This is a genomic window from Bradyrhizobium sp. KZN70725 (assembly GCF_055264925.1).
This window is the reverse complement of the sequence record NZ_JBUYWT010000001.1, coordinates 22137-40527: the sequence shown is the minus strand read 5'-3', so window position 1 is coordinate 40527 and position 18391 is coordinate 22137. Positions and strand designations below refer to the sequence as shown.

Sequence of the window (18391 nt, the reverse complement as noted above, 5' to 3'; positions counted from 1 at the left end):
AGAAAGGCGGCCGGATGCCGCCTCTCGGTCACATGATTTTCCGTGAACTGAAAGTTCAGCTCACCATTTGTAGGCGAGGCTCGCCGTGATGCGGCGGCGATCGCCGTAGTAGCAGGAGCTGATGGTCGCGCAGCTCGCGACATAGATCTTGTCGGTGACGTTCACGACATTGAGCGCCGCGCGCCAGTTGTTGTCCCATTCGTAATGCAAGGCGAGATCGCCCAGCACGACCCCCGGGACGCGTGCGGTGTTCGCGGTGTCGGCAAAGGACGAGCCGACATAGCGCACGCCGCCGCCGAAGCCGAAGCCCGTGAGCGGCCCGTCGCGGAAGGTGTAGTCGGTCCACGCCGATGCGAGCTGACGCGGCGCGTTGGTCGGCACGGTGCCGATCAGCGCGGGATTGAGGTCCTTGCTGACGAACAGCTCGTAATTGGTGTAGCTCGCCACCAGCTTGAAATCGCGCGTGATGTTCGCGACCGCCTCGAGCTCGACGCCGCGCGAGGTGACTTCGCCGTTCTGGGTCTGGAACAGCGGGTTGTTGGGATCGGTGGTCAGCGCGTTCTTGCGCTTGAGGTCGAAATACGCGACGCCGAACCGTGCGTTGAGCCCGACCGGCTCGTACTTGACGCCGACCTCGGTCTGCTCGGAGGTTTCCGGCAGCAGCAATTGGCCGGCCGCGGTGGTGCCGATGACCGGATTGTAGCCCGTCATGTAGGAGACGTAGGGCGCAACGCCGCTGTCGAAATTGTAGATCGCGCCGACACGGCCGGAGAACTTGCTGTCGTCGCGGCCCTGGGAGGCGCCGATCCGGTTGTTGTTGGTGAGATCGACCCAGTCCTGGCGGCCGGACAGCACCACAGTCAGGCGGTCGAGCTTGACCTGATCCTGCAGGTAGAGCCCGGCCATGCCCTGGGCGAGATAGCCGTTCTGATAGAGCGGGCCGCTATACGACAGGTTGGTGCCATAAACCGGATTGAGCACGTTGAGATTGGTGCCCATGCCAAAACCCTGGCGGTCGTCGATGCCGTAATATTTCAGATCGACGCCGACCAGCGCGGTGTGCTGCAGCGCGCCGGTGGTGAAGCGGTATTCGAGCTGATTGTCGAGGTTGAGCTGGGTGGCGATGCCGCGGGTGTAGAAATTGCCGCGGGTGATCTCGGCGGCGGCCGGCGTCGTCGCGTAGCCGAGCCCGTAGAGGCCGGCATAATAGACGTCGACATGCGCCATGCGCGCGTTCTGGCGGAAATCGACGCTGTCGGTCACGCTCTTCTGGAACTGGTAGCCGACCATCTGCTGGTCGCGGCGGAACTGGTCGGCGCTGGGATCGCCGACGAACAGGCTGGTCGGAATCCGGCCGAACGGCGCGTTGGTGACGGTGCCGACATAGGGCAGGAAGTTCAGCGCGCGGGTGTTGCTGTGCGAGGCCATGCCGAACACGGTGAGGCTGGTGTCGGCATCGGGCCGCCAGGTCACCGACGGGGCGAAGAAGAAATTGTTGTCGTAGACATAGTCGGTCTGGGTGCCGCCGCCCTGGGCCTGGCCGACGAGGCGGTACTGCACCTGGCCGTTGCCGGGCTGCGCCGTCGCGCCGCCGATGTCGAACTGGGTATAGGCGTTGCCGAAATTGTTGACGCCGGTCTCGATGTAGCGAATGGGCTCGGCCTGCGGCAGCTTGCTCACCGCGTTGACGAGGCCGCCCGGCGCCGAGCCGCCATACAGGATGCCGGACGGACCGCGCAGCACCTCGACGCGCTCGAGATTGAAGGGCTGCAGCTTCCAGCTCGCATAGGAGGTGTAGAACAGCTGCAGGCCGTCGAGGAACAGCGACTCGTTCTGCGCCGGGAAGCCGCGGATCATGAACCAGTCGTTGCGGAAATCGGCGCCATAGGTGCCGCCGATGACGCCCGGCGTGTAGCGCAGCACCTCGTCGAACTTGCTGACGATCTTCTGGTCGCGGATCTGCTCGGCGCTGATGACCGACACCGATTGCGGCGTCTGGATGATCGGCGTGCTGGTCTTGGTGCCGCTGGCGCTCAGCCGCGCCAGATAGCCGGTGACCGGGCCGTTGGCGCGTTCGTGCCCGCCGCTGGCGCCCGCGGGCTGCTGAGCGGTCTGTGGCTGCGCGCCCACCGGGGCGGCCGTCGCGCGGCGTGAGGCGCTGCGTGCGCGCGTGGTCCGTTGCGAAGGCTGCTGCGATCGCGCCGCTTGCCGCTGCGGCGCCTCGACTGTCACGGACGGCAATTGCGTCTGGGCGAAGACATCGTCCGCACCAACAACCGAAAACACAACGACAGCCGACGCAGCAAACCGCTGCGGCCGAATCCACCTGCACGACATTTATTCCACGCTCCGTAAAAAAATCTTGAGCGAGTCGTTATCACGGTGATTTTCGCGAGCAGCCTGCACGGGGTTAGAAGCTGTCGAAGTTGCACGCAAAGCTTGGCTGTGTGACCGGGAGACAACGGCGTATGACGCGCAATTGCACGCATCGCGTGAGAGCCTTGAATCGATCCGGTGTTGAACGATTCAAAAATCGAACGATTCAAAAATTGGCTCGTCATCTCGTGGGTCGATGCATCGCGATCGCGCGCGACATGATCAAGCGAGTCCGATGTCGCGCGGTTGCGCGAGCAACGCGTTGAAACCTCGAGGCGATAGTTGTCTCGTCCGCGGTCCCCGCGCGGTCGGGAAGGGGAGTCACGTTCCACTCGGCGGCTGCCACAGCCGTGCTGGCCGCGCGGCGGGAACCGGGTGGCGGGGGCGGCCGTCCGGCCGGCTGGCAATCCCCGCCATCCCCACCATATCTGGCATAATTGACCGGCAGGGACCGCAACCGCTTGGCCATTTTGGGGCGATGTGATAACGCTCTGAAACCAGCTTCGACCGCCACTCGTGACCGTCCGCATCCTGCCTAAAGGCTTGCGGCGGTGGAGATATTTCGCCGATGACCTCGTCCAGCAAGACCGCTTCCGCGCCCGATTCCTTCTTCACCGCAACCCTCGCCCAGGCCGATCCCGAGATCGCCGCCGCGATCAAGGGCGAGCTCGGCCGGCAGCGTCATGAGATCGAGCTGATCGCCTCGGAAAACATCGTCAGCCGCGCCGTGCTGGAGGCGCAGGGCTCGGTGATGACCAACAAATACGCGGAGGGTTATCCGGGCGCGCGCTACTACGGCGGTTGCGAGTGGGTCGACGTCGCCGAGACGCTGGCGATCGAGCGCGCCAAGAAGCTGTTCGGCGCCGGCTTCGCCAACGTCCAGCCGAACTCCGGCAGCCAGATGAACCAGGCGGCGTTTCTGGCGCTGCTGCAACCCGGCGACACCTTCATGGGCCTCGACCTCGCGGCCGGCGGCCATCTCACCCACGGTTCGCCGGTCAACATGTCCGGCAAGTGGTTCAAGGCCGCGCATTACACCGTGCGCCGCGAGGACCAAATCATCGACATGGACGCGGTGCAGAAGCAGGCCGAGCAGGTCAAGCCGAAGCTGATCATCGCGGGCGGCTCGGCCTATTCGCGCGCCTGGGACTTCAAGCGCTTCCGCGAGATCGCGGATTCCGTCGGCGCGTATCTGCTGGTCGACATGGCGCATTTCGCAGGCCTCGTCGCCGGCGGCGTGCATGCCTCGCCGGTGCCGCACGCCCACGTCACCACCACCACGACGCACAAGTCGCTGCGCGGCCCGCGCGGCGGCCTGATCCTCACCAATGACGAGACGCTGGCCAAGAAGCTGAACTCGGCGATCTTCCCGGGCCTGCAGGGCGGTCCGCTGATGCACGTCATCGCCGCCAAGGCGGTGGCGTTCGCAGAAGCGCTGCGGCCGGACTTCAAGGTCTACGCCAAGAACGTGGTCGAGAACGCCAAGGCGCTGGCGGAGACGCTGCGCGGCCATGGCCTCGACATCGTCTCGGGCGGCACCGACAACCATCTGATGCTGGTCGACCTCAGGCCGAAGGGCCTGAAGGGCAACATCTCCGAGAAGGCGCTGGTGCGCGCCGCCATCACCTGCAACAAGAACGGTATCCCGTTCGATCCCGAAAAGCCGTTCGTCACCTCCGGCCTGCGGCTCGGTACGCCGGCGGCGACCACGCGCGGCTTCGGCGTCGCCGAGTTCAAGCAGGTCGGCGGCATGATCGCGGAAGTGCTGAACGCGCTGGCGCAGTCGCCGGACGGCAAGGCGCCGCTGGTCGAGGCCGCGATCAAGGAGCGCGTCAAGGCGCTGACCGATCGCTTCCCGATCTATCAGTAAAAGGTCGTTGCTAGAGGTCCCGTCGGATGCGCTGCCCGAGCTGCAATTCTCTCGACACGCAGGTCAAGGACTCGCGTCCGACCGAGGACTCCGCGGTCATTCGCAGGCGTCGCGTCTGCATGGCCTGCAACTTCCGCTTCACGACCTTCGAGCGGGTGCAGCTGCGCGAACTGACCGTCATCAAGCGCAACGGCCGCCGCGTGCCGTTCGACCGCGACAAGCTGGTGCGCTCGCTGCAGATCTCCTTGCGCAAGCGCCCGGTGGAATCCGAGCGGGTGGAGAAGATGGTGTCCACCATCGTGCGCGAGCTCGAAAGCGGCGGCGAGGCCGAGGTCTCCTCTGAGGCGATCGGCGAGATCGTGATGGAGCATCTGCGCCAGCTCGACGACGTCGCCTATGTGCGCTTCGCCTCGGTCTACCGCAATTTCCGCGAGGCCAAGGACTTCGAGGCCGTGCTCGACGAATTGACCGGCGAAGAGGACCCGCGGCTCGCGACGCTACGCAAATGATCTTCCGCATTCTGGAAGACCAGTTCGCGCAGAAGGCCAGAGAGGCCAAGGAAGCGGCAAAGGCGGCCGATCTGCGCTTCATGGAGCTGGCGCTGGCGCTTGGCCGGCGCGGGCTCGGGCGCACCTGGCCCAATCCGGGGGTCGGCGCCGTCATCGTCAAGGACGGCGTGATCGTCGGCCGCGGCTGGACCCAGTCGGGCGGCCGGCCGCATGCCGAGGTCGAGGCACTCAGGCGCGCCGGCGATGCCGCGCGCGGCGCCACGCTCTACGTGACGCTCGAACCCTGCTCGCATTTCGGCCGCTCGCCGCCCTGTGCGAACGCCGTTGTGGCGGCCGGGCTCGCCCGCGTCGTCTCGGCGATCGAGGATCCCAATCCGGAAGTCGCGGGGCAAGGGCACGCCAAGCTGCGTGCCGCAGGCATCGCGGTCGATGTCGGGCTGTGCGCGGAAGAGGCCGCGCGCGACCATGCCGGGCACTTCCGCCGCATCCGCGACCAGCGCCCGCATGTGATCCTCAAGCTCGCGGTGTCCGCCGACGACAAGATCGCTGCCAGCGGCCGTAAGCCGGTTACGATCACCGGAGAGGCCGCGCGGACGCGCGTGCATCTGCTGCGCGCGCAGAGCGATGCGATCCTGGTCGGCATCGGCACGGTCAAGGCCGACGATCCGCTCTTGACCTGCCGGTTACCGGGGATGGCGGCGCGCTCGCCGGTGCGCCTGGTGCTGGACCGCGCGCTGCGGATCTCTGGCGACAGCCGCCTGGTGCATTCGGCGCGCGAGACGCCGCTCTGGGTGCTGAGCTCGGATATGGCGGAGGCGCCTGCCGCGGTGAAGCTAGGTGCCGCCGGCGCGCAGGTGATCCGCGTCGCCGCCGGCGCGTCCCAAGGGCTCGATCTGCCGTCCGTCCTGCATGCGCTGGCGGAGAGGGGGATTTCGCGGCTGCTGGTCGAGGGCGGATCGCGCGTGGCAAATTCTTTCGTGGCAGCCGGCCTTGTCGACGAGATCTGGCTGTTGCGCGGACCCGATGCGATCGGTGCCGGTGGTGTTCCCGCGCTGGACGCAATGCCGCTCGACGCAATCACGCAGTCGCCCGCCTTCCGGCTTCGTGCTAGCGAAGCCTTGGCCAAAGATGTTTTGACTATCTACGATCGATCCTAAGTCGTCATGCCCGGGCTTGACCCGGGCATCCACGTCTTGGTCGCCAGCAGTGAAGTAAGTCGTGGATGGCCGGGTGAAGCCCGGCCATGACGAAGAGTAAGAGGTTTGTTGTGTTCACGGGAATTGTCACCGATATCGGTGAGATCACCAGCCTGAAGCAGGTGGCGCAGGGGCAACTGCATCGCATGCGGATTGCCTGCGACTACGACCAGACCACGATCGCCAACGGCGCCTCGATCGCCTGCAACGGCGTCTGCCTCACCGTCGTCGCCTCCGGCACCGCCGATGGCAAGACCTGGTTCGATGTCGATGCGGCGGCCGAGACGCTCGGCATGACCACCGCCAAGCATTGGGCGCAGGGCGGCCGGCTCAATCTCGAGCGCGCGCTCAAGATCGGCGACGAACTCGGCGGTCACATCGTGGCCGGGCATGCCGATGGCATCGCCACCATCGTCAAGCGCGACGACCTGCCCGACATGGCGCGCTTCGAGCTGCGAACCAGCCGCGAACTGGCGCGTTTCATCGCGGCGAAGGGATCGGTCACGCTGGACGGCGTGTCGCTGACCGTGAATACGGTCGGCGACGTCAGCTTTTCGGTGCTGATCATCCCGCACACGCTTTCCGTGACGACCCTGAGCGCCTGGAAGGCCGGCAGCGAGGTCAATATCGAGGTCGATCTGATGGCCCGCTACGCGGCGCGGCTGTCGGAGATGAAATGACGGCATAGCCGTCAAGCGGCAGTCATTCCGGGGCGATGCGAAGCATCGAACCCGGAATCTCGAGATTCCCCGGTGCACTATTGTGCACCTGCGGTCTGGTCCTTCGGACCATCCCGGAATGACAGTGCCTGAGGCATTCGTGCTTGGCTTCAGTCGTCGGGGCGACTACAAACTCGCGAAACGTTGACATCCAACGTTATCGGTAAATGTCAACAATATGAAATGGATACGTAGATGGCTGACGCGCGGCGCGCACCCCTGAAGGACCAGACCGACATTACCGGCGCACGCGTGCTGATCGTCGAGGCGCGGTTCTATGACGACATCCAGGACGCGCTGCTGGAAGGCGCGTTGGCCGAGATCAAGGCCGCGGGTGCGACGCACGACGTGATCACGGTGCCGGGCGCGCTGGAGATTCCGGCGGCGATTGCGATCGCGATCGATGCGGCTGAAGCGAACGGCAAGCCGTATGACGCGGCGATCGCGCTCGGCTGCGTGGTGCGCGGCGACACCATCCATTTCGAGATCGTCTCGCAGGAGTCCTCGCGCGGATTGATGGATTTGGCCATCAGCCGGAAATTCCCGCTCGGCAACGGCATCCTCACCGTCAACACCGAGGCGCAGGCCTGGGCGCGGGCGCGCGCCAGCGAACTCAACAAGGGCGGCGACGCGGCGCGTGCGGCGCTGGCGATGCTGCGGATCAAACGCCGCCTGGCAAAGGCCTGACCATGGCAGACAACAAGAAGCCCGCGAAAGCCCCCGACAGAAAAGCCAACCGCCGCGGCGCGGCACGGCTCGCGGCGGTGCAGGCGCTCTATCAGATGGACATCGGCGGCGCCGGCATCAACGACATCTTCGCCGAGTTCGAGAGCCACTGGCTCGGCAACGAGGTCGAGGGCGAGAAATATTTGCCGGCGGAAGCCGCGTTCTTCCGCGACGTGGTCTCCGGCGTGGTGCGCGACCAGGCCCGGCTCGATCCTTTGATCGACGAGGCGCTGTCGAAGGGCTGGCCGCTGAAGCGGATCGACGCCATCCTGCGCGCGGTGCTGCGGGCAGGCTCCTACGAGCTCGAGCACCGCAAAGACGTGCCGGGCCGCGTGGTGGTCTCCGAATATGTCGACGTCGCGCATGCCTTCGTTGAGAAGGACGAAACCGGCATGGTCAACGCCGTGCTCGACCAGATCGCGCGCCAGTTCCGCGGCGACGAGTTTGTGCGGAGCTAGGTGCCGCGATGCCGCCCACCTCCGTAGCCGTCACCCTGAGGTGCCGTAGCGAAGCGGAGGCCTCGAAGGGCGACGGCGTGGCGCTACGGTCGCATCGGGGCCGTGCATCCTTCGAGGCTCGCTTCGCTCGCACCTCAGGATGAGGGTTGATGACCCAAGCAAGCAAACATACCTCCGGCGAAGACTCCCTGATCGCGCGCTATTTCAAGCCGCTCGCGACCGAACCGGGGGCGTTCGGGCTCGACGATGACGCCGCCGCGCTGAGGGCGGCCGGCGAGGACATCGTGGTCACCACGGACGCCATCGTCGAGGGCGTGCATTTCCTCGGCGATGATCCGCCCGACATGCTGGCGCGCAAGGCGCTGCGGGTGAACCTCTCCGACATCGCCGCCAAGGGCGCGGTGCCGGCGGGCTTCGTGCTGACGCTGGCGCTGCGCAGCGCCGAGGAGGCCTGGCTCAAGCCGTTTGCCCGGGCGCTCGGCGAGGACGCCGCGCATTTCGGCTGCCCGCTGCTCGGCGGCGACACGGTCTCGACGCCGGGGCCGCTGATGATCTCGATCACTGCGTTCGGTCGGCTGCCGCAGGGCAAGATGGTGCATCGCGCGGGAGCACAGGCGGGCGACCGTGTGTTCGTCACCGGCACGATCGGAGACGCCGCGCTCGGCCTCGATGTGCTCCGGGGTGGCCCGGTCGCCGCGGCTCTGGCGGACGATGTCGTCGGGCGGGATTTTCTTGCCGCCCGTTACCGTGTTCCGCAGCCGCGCAACGCCTTGGCCACGGCCGTCCGCACCCACGCCAGCGCCGCGATGGATGTGTCCGACGGTCTTGCCGGCGATCTGACCAAGCTTTGCGCAGCCAGTGGTGTGGCGGGCGTGATCAACGTGCCGAGCATCCCGTTGTCGTCCGCGGCCGCAGGGCTGCTCGCGCGCAGGGCGATCGGTATCGAGACCTTGGTGGCCGGCGGTGATGATTACGAGCTGTTGTGCGCGGTCCCGAGCGATCATGTCGACGCTTTTCTGCGCGACGCACGGCGGGCCAAGGTCGCGGTAACCGCAATCGGCGGCCTGATCGCAGGCTTGTCGCCACCGAGCTTCCTCGACGGGCAGGGCCGGGAACTGAAGCTGAGGCGGCTGTCCTACAGCCATTTCTAGAGCTTTTTCGAGCGAAGCGGGCACCGGTTCGCGTTAAGAAAACGCGTCGGAACGGAAGCAGCTCTGGACTTCCCGCGCCTGATCGCGCCGATTTTCCTTCTAAATAGCTGCCGATATCGGCGTTTTCGGCCACGGGTGGCGTTGCACAGCGGTAACGATTTTGGCAAGGTCGCGCCCGATTTGAGGCAATCCGTTTTTGGGGAGGATTGTCCTCGCAAAATAAGCGCCTGCCGCCCCCTAGCGGCACAAGAAGGCGCGGGGGTTACATCAAGGATCTGAGGCAACATGACAGCTTTATGGTTGATTGTGCTCTGCGGGGCGCTTTCCATCGTCTACGCGATCTGGGCGACGCAGTCGGTCTTGAACGCGGATGCGGGTAATCCGCGCATGCAGGAAATCGCGGCCGCGGTGCGCGAGGGCGCACAGGCCTATCTGCGGCGGCAGTACACCACGATCGGCATGGTCGGTATCGTGATCTTCGTGGTGCTGGCCTACTTCCTGGGCCTGCCGGTGGCGATCGGCTTTGCGATCGGCGCCATCCTGTCGGGGGCTGCCGGCTTCATCGGCATGAACGTCTCGGTGCGCGCCAACGTCCGCACCGCGCAGGCGGCAACCACCTCGCTCGCCGGCGGCCTCGAACTCGCCTTCAAGGCGGGCGCGATCACCGGCATGCTGGTTGCGGGGCTCGCGCTGCTCGGCGTCACCATCTATTTCATGATCCTGGTCAAGTTCATGGGTCTGGAAGCGGGCAGCCGCACCGTGGTCGACGCCATGGTGGCGCTCGGCTTCGGCGCCTCGCTGATCTCGATCTTCGCCCGTCTCGGCGGCGGCATCTTTACCAAGGGTGCGGACGTCGGCGGCGACCTCGTCGGCAAGGTCGAGGCCGGTATCCCCGAGGACGATCCGCGTAACCCGGCCACCATCGCCGACAATGTCGGCGACAATGTCGGCGACTGCGCCGGCATGGCGGCGGACCTGTTCGAGACCTATGCGGTGACCGCGGTCGCCACCATGGTGCTCGCGGCGATCTTCTTCGCCAAGACGCCGATCCTGGTGAACATGATGACGCTGCCGCTCGCGATCGGCGGCATCTGCATCATCACCTCGATCATCGGCACCTTCTTCGTCAAGCTCGGTGCCAGCCAGTCCATCATGGGCGCCCTCTACAAGGGCCTGATCGCCACCGGCATCCTGTCGCTGGTCGGCGTCGCGCTCGTGATCAATTGGCTGGTCGGCTTCGGCAAGCTCGACGGCGTCGACTATACCGGCATGGCGCTGTTCTGGTGTGGCGTGGTCGGTCTCGTCGTCACCGGCCTGATCATCTGGATCACCGAATACTACACCGGCACCGACTATCGCCCGGTGAAGTCGATCGCCTCGGCCTCGGTCACCGGTCACGGCACCAACGTGATCCAGGGCCTCGCGGTCTCGATGGAAGCGACCGCGCTGCCCGCGATCGTGATCATCGCCGGCATCCTCGTCACCTACAGCCTTGCCGGCCTGTTCGGCATCGCGATCGCGACCGCCACCATGCTGGCGCTGGCCGGCATGATCGTCGCGCTCGACGCCTTCGGCCCGGTTACCGACAACGCCGGCGGCATCGCCGAGATGGCGGGGCTGCCGAAGGAGGTGCGCAAGTCGACCGACGCGCTCGACGCGGTCGGCAACACCACCAAGGCGGTGACCAAAGGCTACGCGATCGGCTCCGCCGGTCTCGGTGCGCTGGTGCTGTTTGCGGCCTATAATCAGGACCTCAAATTCTTCATCAGCGACTCCAATGCCCATGCCTACTTCAAGGGCGTCAACCCGGACTTCTCCCTGAACAATCCTTACGTCGTGGTCGGCCTGCTGTTCGGCGGCCTGCTGCCGTATCTGTTCGGTGCGATGGGTATGACCGCGGTCGGTCGCGCCGCCGGCGCGATCGTCGAGGAAGTGCGCCGTCAGTTCCGCGAGAAGCCCGGCATCATGCAGGGTACCGACAAGCCGGACTACGGCAAGGCGGTCGACCTGCTGACGCGGGCGGCGATCAAGGAGATGATCATCCCGTCGCTGCTGCCGGTGCTGTCGCCGATCGTGGTCTACTTCCTGATCTACGCGATCGCGGGCGGTGGCGCAGCCGGTAAGTCGGCCGCTTTCTCCGCGGTCGGCGCCATGTTGCTCGGCGTCATCGTCACCGGCCTGTTCGTCGCGATCTCGATGACCTCGGGCGGCGGCGCGTGGGACAACGCCAAGAAGTACATCGAGGACGGCCACTACGGCGGCAAGGGCTCTGACGCCCACAAGTCCGCGGTGACCGGCGATACCGTCGGCGATCCCTACAAGGATACGGCGGGCCCGGCGGTGAACCCGATGATCAAGATCACCAACATCGTGGCGCTGCTGCTGCTGGCGATCCTGGCGCACTGAGCGGCGGACACGACTGAAACGAGGCCCCGCGGTGAAAGCCGCGGGGTTTTATTTTTGAACCAGACGCGAACAACACGGAGATCAATCGATGTCGCTCTCATCCGCACGGAACTACGCGCTCCGCGCCTCCAAATCGCAGGATCAGAAGGAGGCCATCGAGCTGCTCTCGAAGGCGATCATGGAACTGGCGATGTCGATTGAAGCGACCGACGCCAAGGTCAAGAAGATCAACAAGTCTTCGTAGCGTTGGCCGCAACGTGCTCAGGAAACGTCGTGACGGCGGCTGTTACTTGACCTCCATCTGCAAGCCTTCCTTCTCGATGATCGCCGCGAACTTCTTCGTCTCGGCATCGACGAAATCGGAGAATTGCTGGGGCGTGCCGTAGTCGGCGCGCGCGCCCATGCCGGCGATGTTCTTCTTGACGTCGTCGCGCTCCAGCATCGCCTTGACTTGGCGGTTCAACTCGTCGAGCACCGGGGCGGGCGCGGTCTTCGGCAGGAACACGCCGAACCAGGACGAGACGTCGAACTTTGCCAGTTCCGGCGCGCCCTCGCGCATCGTCGGCAGGTTCGGTGCGGAATCGCTACGCTCCGGCGTGGTGACACAGAGGCCGTTGAGCTTGCCGTCCTGCACCTGCGGCAGCGACGGATAGAGATTGTCGAACAGGATCTGGATGTCGCCGGCGAGCCCGGCCTGCAATGCGGGACCGGCGCCGCGGAACGGCACGTGCGTCATCTTCAACCCGGTGAGCTGCAGGAACCAGGCACCGGTGAGGTGAGGGCTTTGTCCGGTGCCGGACGAGCCGTAGGTGAGCTTGTCCGGATTCTTCTTCAGAAAGGCGATCAATTCGGGGATCGACTTGAGACCGGTCGACGGATGCGCCGACACGATGTTCGGAATCCGGATCATGTTGGAGACCGGCTGCAACTGGTCGGCCTTGTAGGTCAGGTTGCGGAAGATGCTGTAGGCGATCGCGTTGGGGCCGGGATTGCCTATCAGGATGGTGTGGCCGTCGCCCTTGGCGCGTGTGACCTCGGATGTGCCGATGGTGCCGCCGGCGCCGGAGCGATTCTCCACCACCACCGACTGGCCCCAGAGCGGCTGCAAATGCGCCGCGAGCAGCCGCCCCATCACGTCGGTCGAGCCGCCGGCCGCCGCCGGCACGATGATGCGGACGGTCTCGGTCGGCCGCCAGTCACCGGCGCCGAGGCTCGCGCGCGGCAGGATCGCCGCGGCCGTCAATGCGGCCGTGCCCGACAATACCGTACGACGGGAAAATCTCTTGGCTGTCATGCGTTTACCCCCTGCTCAGGCTCTTGTTTGCGAGCAAACTAGGGGACCGCTTGCCCCTCGGGCAAGCGACAACTTGGCGCAGCGGCTTATGCTCTGGACTCCGGCTTGACGCGTTGTCTCACGCGAACCGGAGCCCACTTCGCTCGAAAACGCTCTAGTTGAAGCTCAGCAGCTTGAAGAGCGGTGTCAGGTAGGACATTTCCTGGCCCGACGTCGGCGTGGACCGGCTGACGAAGTCGAAGATCTTGCCGTCCTTCAGGCCGTAATTGGCCAGTCGGCGCACCTGCCGGTTCTTGTCGAAATAGACCGCGATCACGCGCTGGTCGATCACCCGCTGATTCATGAAGGCGACCGGGCGGGAGGTCCGTTGCGAGATGTAATAAAACACCTCGCCGTCCAGCGTTGCGACCGTCGAGGGCGTGCCGAGCACGATGAGCACCTGGTCCTGGCTCGCGCCGATCGGGATCTGCTCGAGCGCCCCCTCGGGCAGGATGTAGCCCTTCTGGAATTGTTCCCCGGCGCAGCCGCCGAGTGCGGCGCAGACGAGGCCAATCGCCGCGACGGCGCGGAGACGCGAAAAGAACCCGCGCGCGGAAGCGGCGCGAGACTGTCGTGAAAGAATGTGGTTCATCGGCGGAACTGATCCGTCCCCTTGCATCGGCCGAGGCATTGACGTACCGGGCAGCTCAATGGATTGCAATCATGCCGAGCTCCAATGGGCGACCTCTCAACAGGCGACCCTTTGGGGGACCGGCAGCCGGAACCCGTCATGCTTTGGCCGTTCAATCACTTCAGAAGACCCCGGGTGCCCGCGCGCAGCACCATTGAGACCATCTATGGCATGATCGTGACGCAGGCGCGAGAACCGTTGTTTTACCGTGACTTGGGCGTTCCGGACACGGTTAATGGCCGTTTTGACCTGCTTCTGATGCATCTGTGGCTGGTGCTGCGGCGACTGAAATCCGTCGAGGGCGGCGTCGCGCTGTCCCAGGCCCTGTTTGATCATTTCTGCATCGATATGGACGACAATCTGCGCGAAATGGGCGTCGGCGACCTCACGGTGCCGAAGCGCATGCAGGCGTTCGGTGAAGCCTTCTACGGCCGCACCGCGGCCTATGATCTGGCGCTGACCGACAGCGAGGCAGCCTTGGCCGAGTCGTTCTGCAAGAACATCCTCAACGGTCAGAACATCGACAAGGCCCGCGAGCTCGCCGCCTACGCCAAGGAGGCGATCAAAGAGCTGGCGCGCGCCGATCTCGCGGCGTTGGCCAAGGGTACCTGGCGTTTTCCGGCACCACAGCCTGCGGGGACGGCGGCATGAGCGGCGGCAGCACAGGGCAGCCCGATGCACGGCGCGACCGCGACCCCTGGCGGGTTCTCGTCAATGTCGCGCAGATTCCGGAGACCGGCCTGCATCGCGAGATCGCGGCCGACGAGGCGGCCCGCAAGGCGATGGCCGAAGTTGCCGAGTTGAGGGAGCTCGTCTCCGCGCGTGCAGAGTTCGACCTGCAGCCCAAACGCGACGGCAGCTACCACGTCACCGGCAGAGTTAAGGCCAGGGTCGGGCAGACCTGCGTGGTGACGCTCGATCCGATCGAGAACGAGATCGATGAGCCGATCGATGTGGTGTTCGCGCCGCCCGAGCAGATCCCGCAAATGGCCGACCTGGTCGACGACGCCGACGACAGCGATGAGGAAACGCCGGACCCGCCGGAGCCGATCGTCGGCGGCTTCATCGATATCGGCCGGCTTGCCACCGATGCGCTGTTTCTCGGCATAGACCCGTATCCGCGCAAGGTGGATGCGGTCTTTGAACAGAAGGCTGAAGCGCCTGACCCGGAAAATCATCCTTTCGCGGCGCTGAAGGCGTTGAAGGAAAAGCCGGACGGCAAGAAGCCCAAGGGAAGTTGAGGGCGCCTGGCGCCACATTTGCGGGGATGGCTTGCCTGCAAGCTTGCGCGAGCGGTGTTCCTAGTTACTTCAAATACGTGTCACAATACATTGAAATACAATGTATTTCTGGTATGCTCCGATGTGTTGCGTGACGGTTCGGCAGCTGCCTCATTTGCGGTCAAGAGGTTGTGTCGGACCGAGGACACGCTATTGTCGCGGCCCGGCCGGGACGCGAGTTGGTGTTTCGCCGCGCGCCGTTGACGGCGGTGACTTCAAGCTCGCGGTCTTCGTCTGAAGGCTGCGGGAAAGCAGGCTTCCGGGACGTTCATGCCTCAAAAGGTTCGAATAGCGCTTGACGCCATGGGGGGCGATGTCGGCGCTTCCGTCGTCATTCCCGGCGCCGCGATCTCGTTAAGCCGTCATCCCGACAGCGAATTCCTGCTGGTCGGGGACCGGGCCCAGATCGAGCCGGAGCTCGCCAAGCATCCGGCACTGAAGGCGGTATCGAAAGTGATCCATACCGACGTCGCCGTGAAGAACGATGAGAAGCCGAGCCAGGCGCTGCGGCGGACCCGAAGGGCGTCTTCGATGTGGCTCGCGATCGACGCCGTGAAGCATGGCGAGGCCGACGTTGCGGTCTCCGCCGGCAACAGCGGCGCGCTGATGGCGATGGGCAGCCTCAATCTGCGGACGCTCCCCGGTGTCGACCGCCCGGCGCTTGCGGCGGTGTGGCCGACGCTGCGCGGCGACTCTGTCGTGCTCGACCTCGGCGCCACGATCGGCGGCGACGCCCGCCATCTGGCGACGCTGGCGGTGATGGGCAGCGCCATGGCGAGCGTGCTGTTCAACCTCGAACGGCCGACCGTCGGCCTGCTCAACATCGGGTCCGAGGAGATGAAGGGGCACGGGGAAATCCGCGAGGCGGCGGAGATGCTGCGTGCGATGAACTCGACGCAGTTCAACTATATCGGCTTCGTCGAGGGCGACGCGATCGGCAAGGGCCTCGCCGACGTCATCGTGTCGGAAGGTTTCAGCGGCAACATTGCGCTCAAGGCCGCCGAAGGAACCGCGCGCCAGATGTTCACGCTGCTGCGCGAGGCCATGTCATCTAGCTGGCTAGCGCGGATCGGCTATTTGCTGGCCCGCGGCGCGTTCCAGAAGCTGCGCGACAAGCTCGATCCCAACAAGTCGAATGGCGGCCTGCTGCTCGGCCTGAAGGGCGTCGTGGTCAAGAGCCATGGCGGCACCAACGCGGAAGGCTTTGCCTATGCGGTGGATGTTGGCTATGAGATGGCCCACTTCGATCTCCTCACCAAGATCAATCAGATGCTTAATCGCGACGGCAGTGCGCTGGTGCAGGCGCAGACCGCGCAGGAGGCTGTCTCGTGACTGCTATACGTTCGGTAGTGCTCGGCTGCGGCTCATATTTGCCGGAGCGGGTTTTGACCAATGCCGAACTGGCCACCCGGATCGACACGTCGGATGACTGGATCGTGCAGCGCACCGGCATCAGCGAGCGCCACATCGCGGCCGACGACGAATTCACCTCGCATCTGGCGATCAAGGCGGCGCAGGCCGCGCTCGCCCACGCGCAAGTCGATGCGCAGTCGATCGACCTGATCGTGCTCGCGACCTCGACGCCCGACAACACCTTTCCCGCCACCGCGGTCGCCGTCCAGCACGGGCTCGGCATCAACCATGGCGTCGCCTTCGACCTGCAGGCGGTCTGCTCCGGCTTCGTCTTCGCGCTGGCCACCGCCGATAATTTCCTGCGCGCCGGCACCCACAAGCGGGCGCTGGTGATCGGTGCCGAGACCTTCTCACGCATCCTCGACTGGAACGACCGCGGCACCTGCGTGCTGTTCGGCGACGGCGCCGGCGCGGTCGTGCTGGAGGCGCAGCAGCATTCCGGCACCACCAGCGACCCCGGCGTGTTGACGACGCATCTGCGCTCCGACGGCCGCCACAAGGCGAAGCTGTTCGTCGATGGCGGGCCCGGCTCGACCAGGACGGTCGGGTATCTCCGGATGGAGGGCCGCGAGGTGTTCAAGCACGCCGTCGGCATGATCACCGACGTGATCGTCGACGCCTTCAACGCCACCGGCTTTACCGCCGAGGACATCACCTGGTTCATCCCGCACCAGGCCAACAAGCGAATCATCGATGCGTCGGCGCACAAGCTCCATATTGCGCCGCAGAAGGTGGTCCTGACGGTCGACAAGCACGGCAACACGTCGGCGGCCTCGATCCCGCTCGCGCTGTCGGTCGCCGTGAAGGACGGGCGCGTCAAGAAGGGCGATCTGGTGCTGTTCGAGGCGATGGGCGGCGGCTTCACCTGGGGCTCGGCGCTCGTGCGCTGGTAGCGTATCGCCAAACAGTATCGACAGGTTGCCGGTATCTTTCCTGCGCCTGGGCGCTGGTCACTGTTGACCATTGCGCGCTAAGCTTTTAATTTCAGTCAAGAAATTGTTCGCCGAGAGTGCGGGGCAGGCGATGACCACGGGAACCGGAAAAACAGTTACGCGCGTCGATTTGTGTGAGGCGGTCTACCAAAAGGTGGGTCTGTCGCGCACGGAATCGTCGGCATTTGTCGAGTTGGTGCTGAAGGAGATCACCGATTGCCTGGAAAAGGGCGAGACAGTGAAGCTGTCCTCATTCGGCTCCTTCATGGTGCGCAAGAAGGGCCAGCGTATCGGCCGTAATCCGAAGACCGGCACCGAGGTGCCGATTTCGCCGCGGCGGGTGATGGTGTTCAAGCCGTCGGCGATCCTGAAGCAGCGGATCAATGGCCATGTCGTCACCAATGGCGACGGCAGCAAGGCCGACTAGAGCGTTTTCAAGCGAAGTGGATACCCGGTTCGCGTGAAGAAAGCGCGGCAAACCTAGAATCCGGAGCCCCGTTCCGATTCAATCGGAACGGAAAGGCTCCAGGCATTGAGCTCAAAGGAGCGGGCATTTGGACAAGGCGCCGGATGCGTTCCGTACCATCAGCGAGGTCGCTGATGAACTCGATATTCCCCAGCATGTGCTGAGATTCTGGGAAACGCGCTTCGCGCAGATCAAGCCGATGAAGCGCAGCGGCGGACGCCGCTATTATCGCCCCGACGACGTCGACCTGCTCAAGGGCATCCGCCGGCTGCTGTACGGCGAGGGCTACACCATCCGCGGTGTGCAGCGGATCCTGAAGGAGCACGGCATCAAATCGGTGCAGGGCATCGCCGACCAGACCGCGGCGGTCTCGTTCGGCGCGGTCGAGGAAGCCGTCGGCAACAGCATGGCCGAGCCCGACGACCTCGAGAGCAGCGACGGCCTCGATTTCGACGGCGAGGAGGGTGATGGCGACGAGAAGGGGATCGACTACCGATTCGTCGATCCCGACGAGGATCCGATCCTGTCGACCTACAAGGCGCACGCCCAGCCGGGCAAGGCGCCCGCCGCGCCGCCGGTTCGTCCCTCCGTTCCGTCAGTCGATCGGGAGCGGCTCGAACGCGTGCTGCAGGAGCTGGTCGCCTGCCGACAGATGATCGACGCGGCGATGAAGGACGGCTGAGGCAAGGAAGCCTGCCGAGGAAACCTGCCAAGGGAACCGGCCTCGGAATACAGTCTTTGAGAGCCTGCCCCGCCTTGCGCGAACGCAGGATCGCAGCTAATGGAACGGCATCGGAGCGTGGCGCAGCCCGGTTAGCGCACTAGTCTGGGAGACTAGGGGTCGGAGGTTCAAATCCTCTCGCTCCGACCAAAATTCTCAAGAGAATCAAAGCCATTCCCGGGCAGTTGGTTTGCAGCCTATCGC

At 65.1% G+C, this 18391-nt stretch carries 18 protein-coding genes and 1 tRNA gene; 16 read left to right on the top strand and 3 right to left on the bottom strand.

What is annotated here, in order from left to right:
- Nucleotides 1-60: 60 nt before the first annotated feature.
- Nucleotides 61-2337: a TonB-dependent siderophore receptor gene (locus ACZBJS_RS00210; protein ID WP_310885885.1), complete on the bottom strand. Its 2277-nt coding sequence runs from the start codon at nucleotides 2335-2337 to the stop codon at nucleotides 61-63.
- 607 nt (nucleotides 2338-2944) lie between these two features.
- Here ACZBJS_RS00210 and glyA point away from each other — a divergent pair.
- The 9 genes from glyA to ACZBJS_RS00165 all read left to right on the top strand — a co-directional run bounded on the left by glyA (nucleotide 2945) and on the right by ACZBJS_RS00165 (nucleotide 11655).
- The gene (gene glyA, locus ACZBJS_RS00205) at nucleotides 2945-4246 is read left to right on the top strand and encodes a serine hydroxymethyltransferase (protein WP_028333867.1); all 1302 of its coding nucleotides are present in this window, start codon (nucleotides 2945-2947) and stop codon (nucleotides 4244-4246) included.
- Between the two features lie 26 nt (nucleotides 4247-4272).
- A complete protein-coding gene (nrdR, locus tag ACZBJS_RS00200; protein ID WP_016844999.1) occupies nucleotides 4273-4755 on the top strand; it encodes a transcriptional regulator NrdR in 483 nt (160 codons plus the stop codon).
- Entirely contained in the window at nucleotides 4752-5912 is a 1161-nt protein-coding gene (gene ribD / locus ACZBJS_RS00195) for a bifunctional diaminohydroxyphosphoribosylaminopyrimidine deaminase/5-amino-6-(5-phosphoribosylamino)uracil reductase RibD (protein ID WP_316394979.1), read from the top strand. Before nrdR ends, ribD begins: the two co-directional genes overlap by 4 nt.
- A 110-nt stretch (nucleotides 5913-6022) precedes the next feature.
- A complete protein-coding gene (locus ACZBJS_RS00190) occupies nucleotides 6023-6631 on the top strand; it encodes a riboflavin synthase (RefSeq protein ID WP_168855964.1) in 609 nt (202 codons plus the stop codon).
- Nucleotides 6632-6865: 234 nt separating this feature from the next.
- Complete coding sequence (ribH, locus tag ACZBJS_RS00185; RefSeq protein ID WP_076834363.1) at nucleotides 6866-7357, top strand: 6,7-dimethyl-8-ribityllumazine synthase; 492 nt, start codon at nucleotides 6866-6868, stop codon at nucleotides 7355-7357.
- Nucleotides 7358-7359: 2 nt separating this feature from the next.
- Nucleotides 7360-7854, top strand: coding sequence for a transcription antitermination factor NusB (nusB, locus tag ACZBJS_RS00180; RefSeq protein ID WP_016844994.1), 495 nt, complete (start codon nucleotides 7360-7362; stop codon nucleotides 7852-7854).
- Between the two features lie 149 nt (nucleotides 7855-8003).
- Entirely contained in the window at nucleotides 8004-9005 is a 1002-nt protein-coding gene (thiL, locus tag ACZBJS_RS00175; protein ID WP_316394978.1) for a thiamine-phosphate kinase, read from the top strand.
- 285 nt (nucleotides 9006-9290) lie between these two features.
- The gene (locus tag ACZBJS_RS00170; RefSeq protein ID WP_076834360.1) at nucleotides 9291-11411 is read left to right on the top strand and encodes a sodium-translocating pyrophosphatase; all 2121 of its coding nucleotides are present in this window, start codon (nucleotides 9291-9293) and stop codon (nucleotides 11409-11411) included.
- Nucleotides 11412-11499: 88 nt separating this feature from the next.
- A complete protein-coding gene (locus ACZBJS_RS00165) occupies nucleotides 11500-11655 on the top strand; it encodes a hypothetical protein (protein WP_167350400.1) in 156 nt (51 codons plus the stop codon).
- Between the two features lie 42 nt (nucleotides 11656-11697).
- On the opposite strand, the gene ACZBJS_RS00160 is transcribed toward ACZBJS_RS00165, so the two are convergent.
- Complete coding sequence (locus tag ACZBJS_RS00160) at nucleotides 11698-12705, bottom strand: Bug family tripartite tricarboxylate transporter substrate binding protein (protein ID WP_057020720.1); 1008 nt, start codon at nucleotides 12703-12705, stop codon at nucleotides 11698-11700.
- A gap of 154 nt (nucleotides 12706-12859) precedes the next feature.
- Nucleotides 12860-13336 (bottom strand): outer membrane protein assembly factor BamE, encoded by a 477-nt coding sequence (locus ACZBJS_RS00155; RefSeq protein ID WP_076834359.1) that lies wholly within the window; start codon nucleotides 13334-13336, stop codon nucleotides 12860-12862.
- Between the two features lie 138 nt (nucleotides 13337-13474).
- On the opposite strand from ACZBJS_RS00155, the gene ACZBJS_RS00150 reads away from it, so the two are divergent.
- The 7 genes from ACZBJS_RS00150 (at nucleotide 13475) to ACZBJS_RS00120 (ending at nucleotide 18337) form a co-directional block, all read left to right on the top strand.
- Nucleotides 13475-14026 (top strand): ubiquinol-cytochrome C chaperone family protein, encoded by a 552-nt coding sequence (locus ACZBJS_RS00150; protein ID WP_076834357.1) that lies wholly within the window; start codon nucleotides 13475-13477, stop codon nucleotides 14024-14026.
- Nucleotides 14023-14616, top strand: a complete 594-nt coding sequence (locus ACZBJS_RS00145) for a YceD family protein (protein ID WP_316394977.1) — start codon at nucleotides 14023-14025, stop codon at nucleotides 14614-14616. The genes ACZBJS_RS00150 and ACZBJS_RS00145 overlap by 4 nt, the downstream gene beginning before the upstream one ends.
- A 309-nt stretch (nucleotides 14617-14925) precedes the next feature.
- Nucleotides 14926-15987 (top strand): phosphate acyltransferase PlsX, encoded by a 1062-nt coding sequence (gene plsX / locus ACZBJS_RS00140; protein ID WP_076834353.1) that lies wholly within the window; start codon nucleotides 14926-14928, stop codon nucleotides 15985-15987.
- A complete protein-coding gene (locus ACZBJS_RS00135) occupies nucleotides 15984-16961 on the top strand; it encodes a beta-ketoacyl-ACP synthase III (protein ID WP_057020717.1) in 978 nt (325 codons plus the stop codon). The genes plsX and ACZBJS_RS00135 overlap by 4 nt, the downstream gene beginning before the upstream one ends.
- A gap of 130 nt (nucleotides 16962-17091) precedes the next feature.
- Nucleotides 17092-17427 carry an integration host factor subunit alpha gene (locus ACZBJS_RS00130; RefSeq protein WP_035631661.1) on the top strand — a complete coding sequence of 112 codons (336 nt, stop codon included), beginning with the start codon at nucleotides 17092-17094 and terminating at the stop codon, nucleotides 17425-17427.
- Nucleotides 17428-17554: 127 nt separating this feature from the next.
- The gene (locus tag ACZBJS_RS00125) at nucleotides 17555-18148 is read left to right on the top strand and encodes a MerR family transcriptional regulator (protein WP_018271909.1); all 594 of its coding nucleotides are present in this window, start codon (nucleotides 17555-17557) and stop codon (nucleotides 18146-18148) included.
- Between the two features lie 111 nt (nucleotides 18149-18259).
- Nucleotides 18260-18337 (top strand) — tRNA-Pro (locus tag ACZBJS_RS00120).
- Nucleotides 18338-18391 lie beyond the last annotated feature (54 nt).

Coding starts and splice junctions, on each gene's coding strand:
- nrdR (WP_016844999.1), top strand. CDS start 4,273: ATGCGCTGCCCGAGCTGCAATTCTCTCGACACGCAGGTCAAGGACTCG.
- ACZBJS_RS00155 (WP_076834359.1), bottom strand. CDS start 13,336: ATGAACCACATTCTTTCACGACAGTCTCGCGCCGCTTCCGCGCGCGGG.
- ACZBJS_RS00170 (WP_076834360.1), top strand. CDS start 9,291: ATGACAGCTTTATGGTTGATTGTGCTCTGCGGGGCGCTTTCCATCGTC.
- plsX (WP_076834353.1), top strand. CDS start 14,926: ATGCCTCAAAAGGTTCGAATAGCGCTTGACGCCATGGGGGGCGATGTC.
- glyA (WP_028333867.1), top strand. CDS start 2,945: ATGACCTCGTCCAGCAAGACCGCTTCCGCGCCCGATTCCTTCTTCACC.
- nusB (WP_016844994.1), top strand. CDS start 7,360: ATGGCAGACAACAAGAAGCCCGCGAAAGCCCCCGACAGAAAAGCCAAC.
- thiL (WP_316394978.1), top strand. CDS start 8,004: ATGACCCAAGCAAGCAAACATACCTCCGGCGAAGACTCCCTGATCGCG.
- ACZBJS_RS00165 (WP_167350400.1), top strand. CDS start 11,500: ATGTCGCTCTCATCCGCACGGAACTACGCGCTCCGCGCCTCCAAATCG.
- ribD (WP_316394979.1), top strand. CDS start 4,752: ATGATCTTCCGCATTCTGGAAGACCAGTTCGCGCAGAAGGCCAGAGAG.
- ACZBJS_RS00210 (WP_310885885.1), bottom strand. CDS start 2,337: ATGTCGTGCAGGTGGATTCGGCCGCAGCGGTTTGCTGCGTCGGCTGTC.
- ACZBJS_RS00160 (WP_057020720.1), bottom strand. CDS start 12,705: ATGACAGCCAAGAGATTTTCCCGTCGTACGGTATTGTCGGGCACGGCC.
- ACZBJS_RS00145 (WP_316394977.1), top strand. CDS start 14,023: ATGAGCGGCGGCAGCACAGGGCAGCCCGATGCACGGCGCGACCGCGAC.
- ACZBJS_RS00150 (WP_076834357.1), top strand. CDS start 13,475: ATGCTTTGGCCGTTCAATCACTTCAGAAGACCCCGGGTGCCCGCGCGC.
- ribH (WP_076834363.1), top strand. CDS start 6,866: ATGGCTGACGCGCGGCGCGCACCCCTGAAGGACCAGACCGACATTACC.
- ACZBJS_RS00130 (WP_035631661.1), top strand. CDS start 17,092: ATGACCACGGGAACCGGAAAAACAGTTACGCGCGTCGATTTGTGTGAG.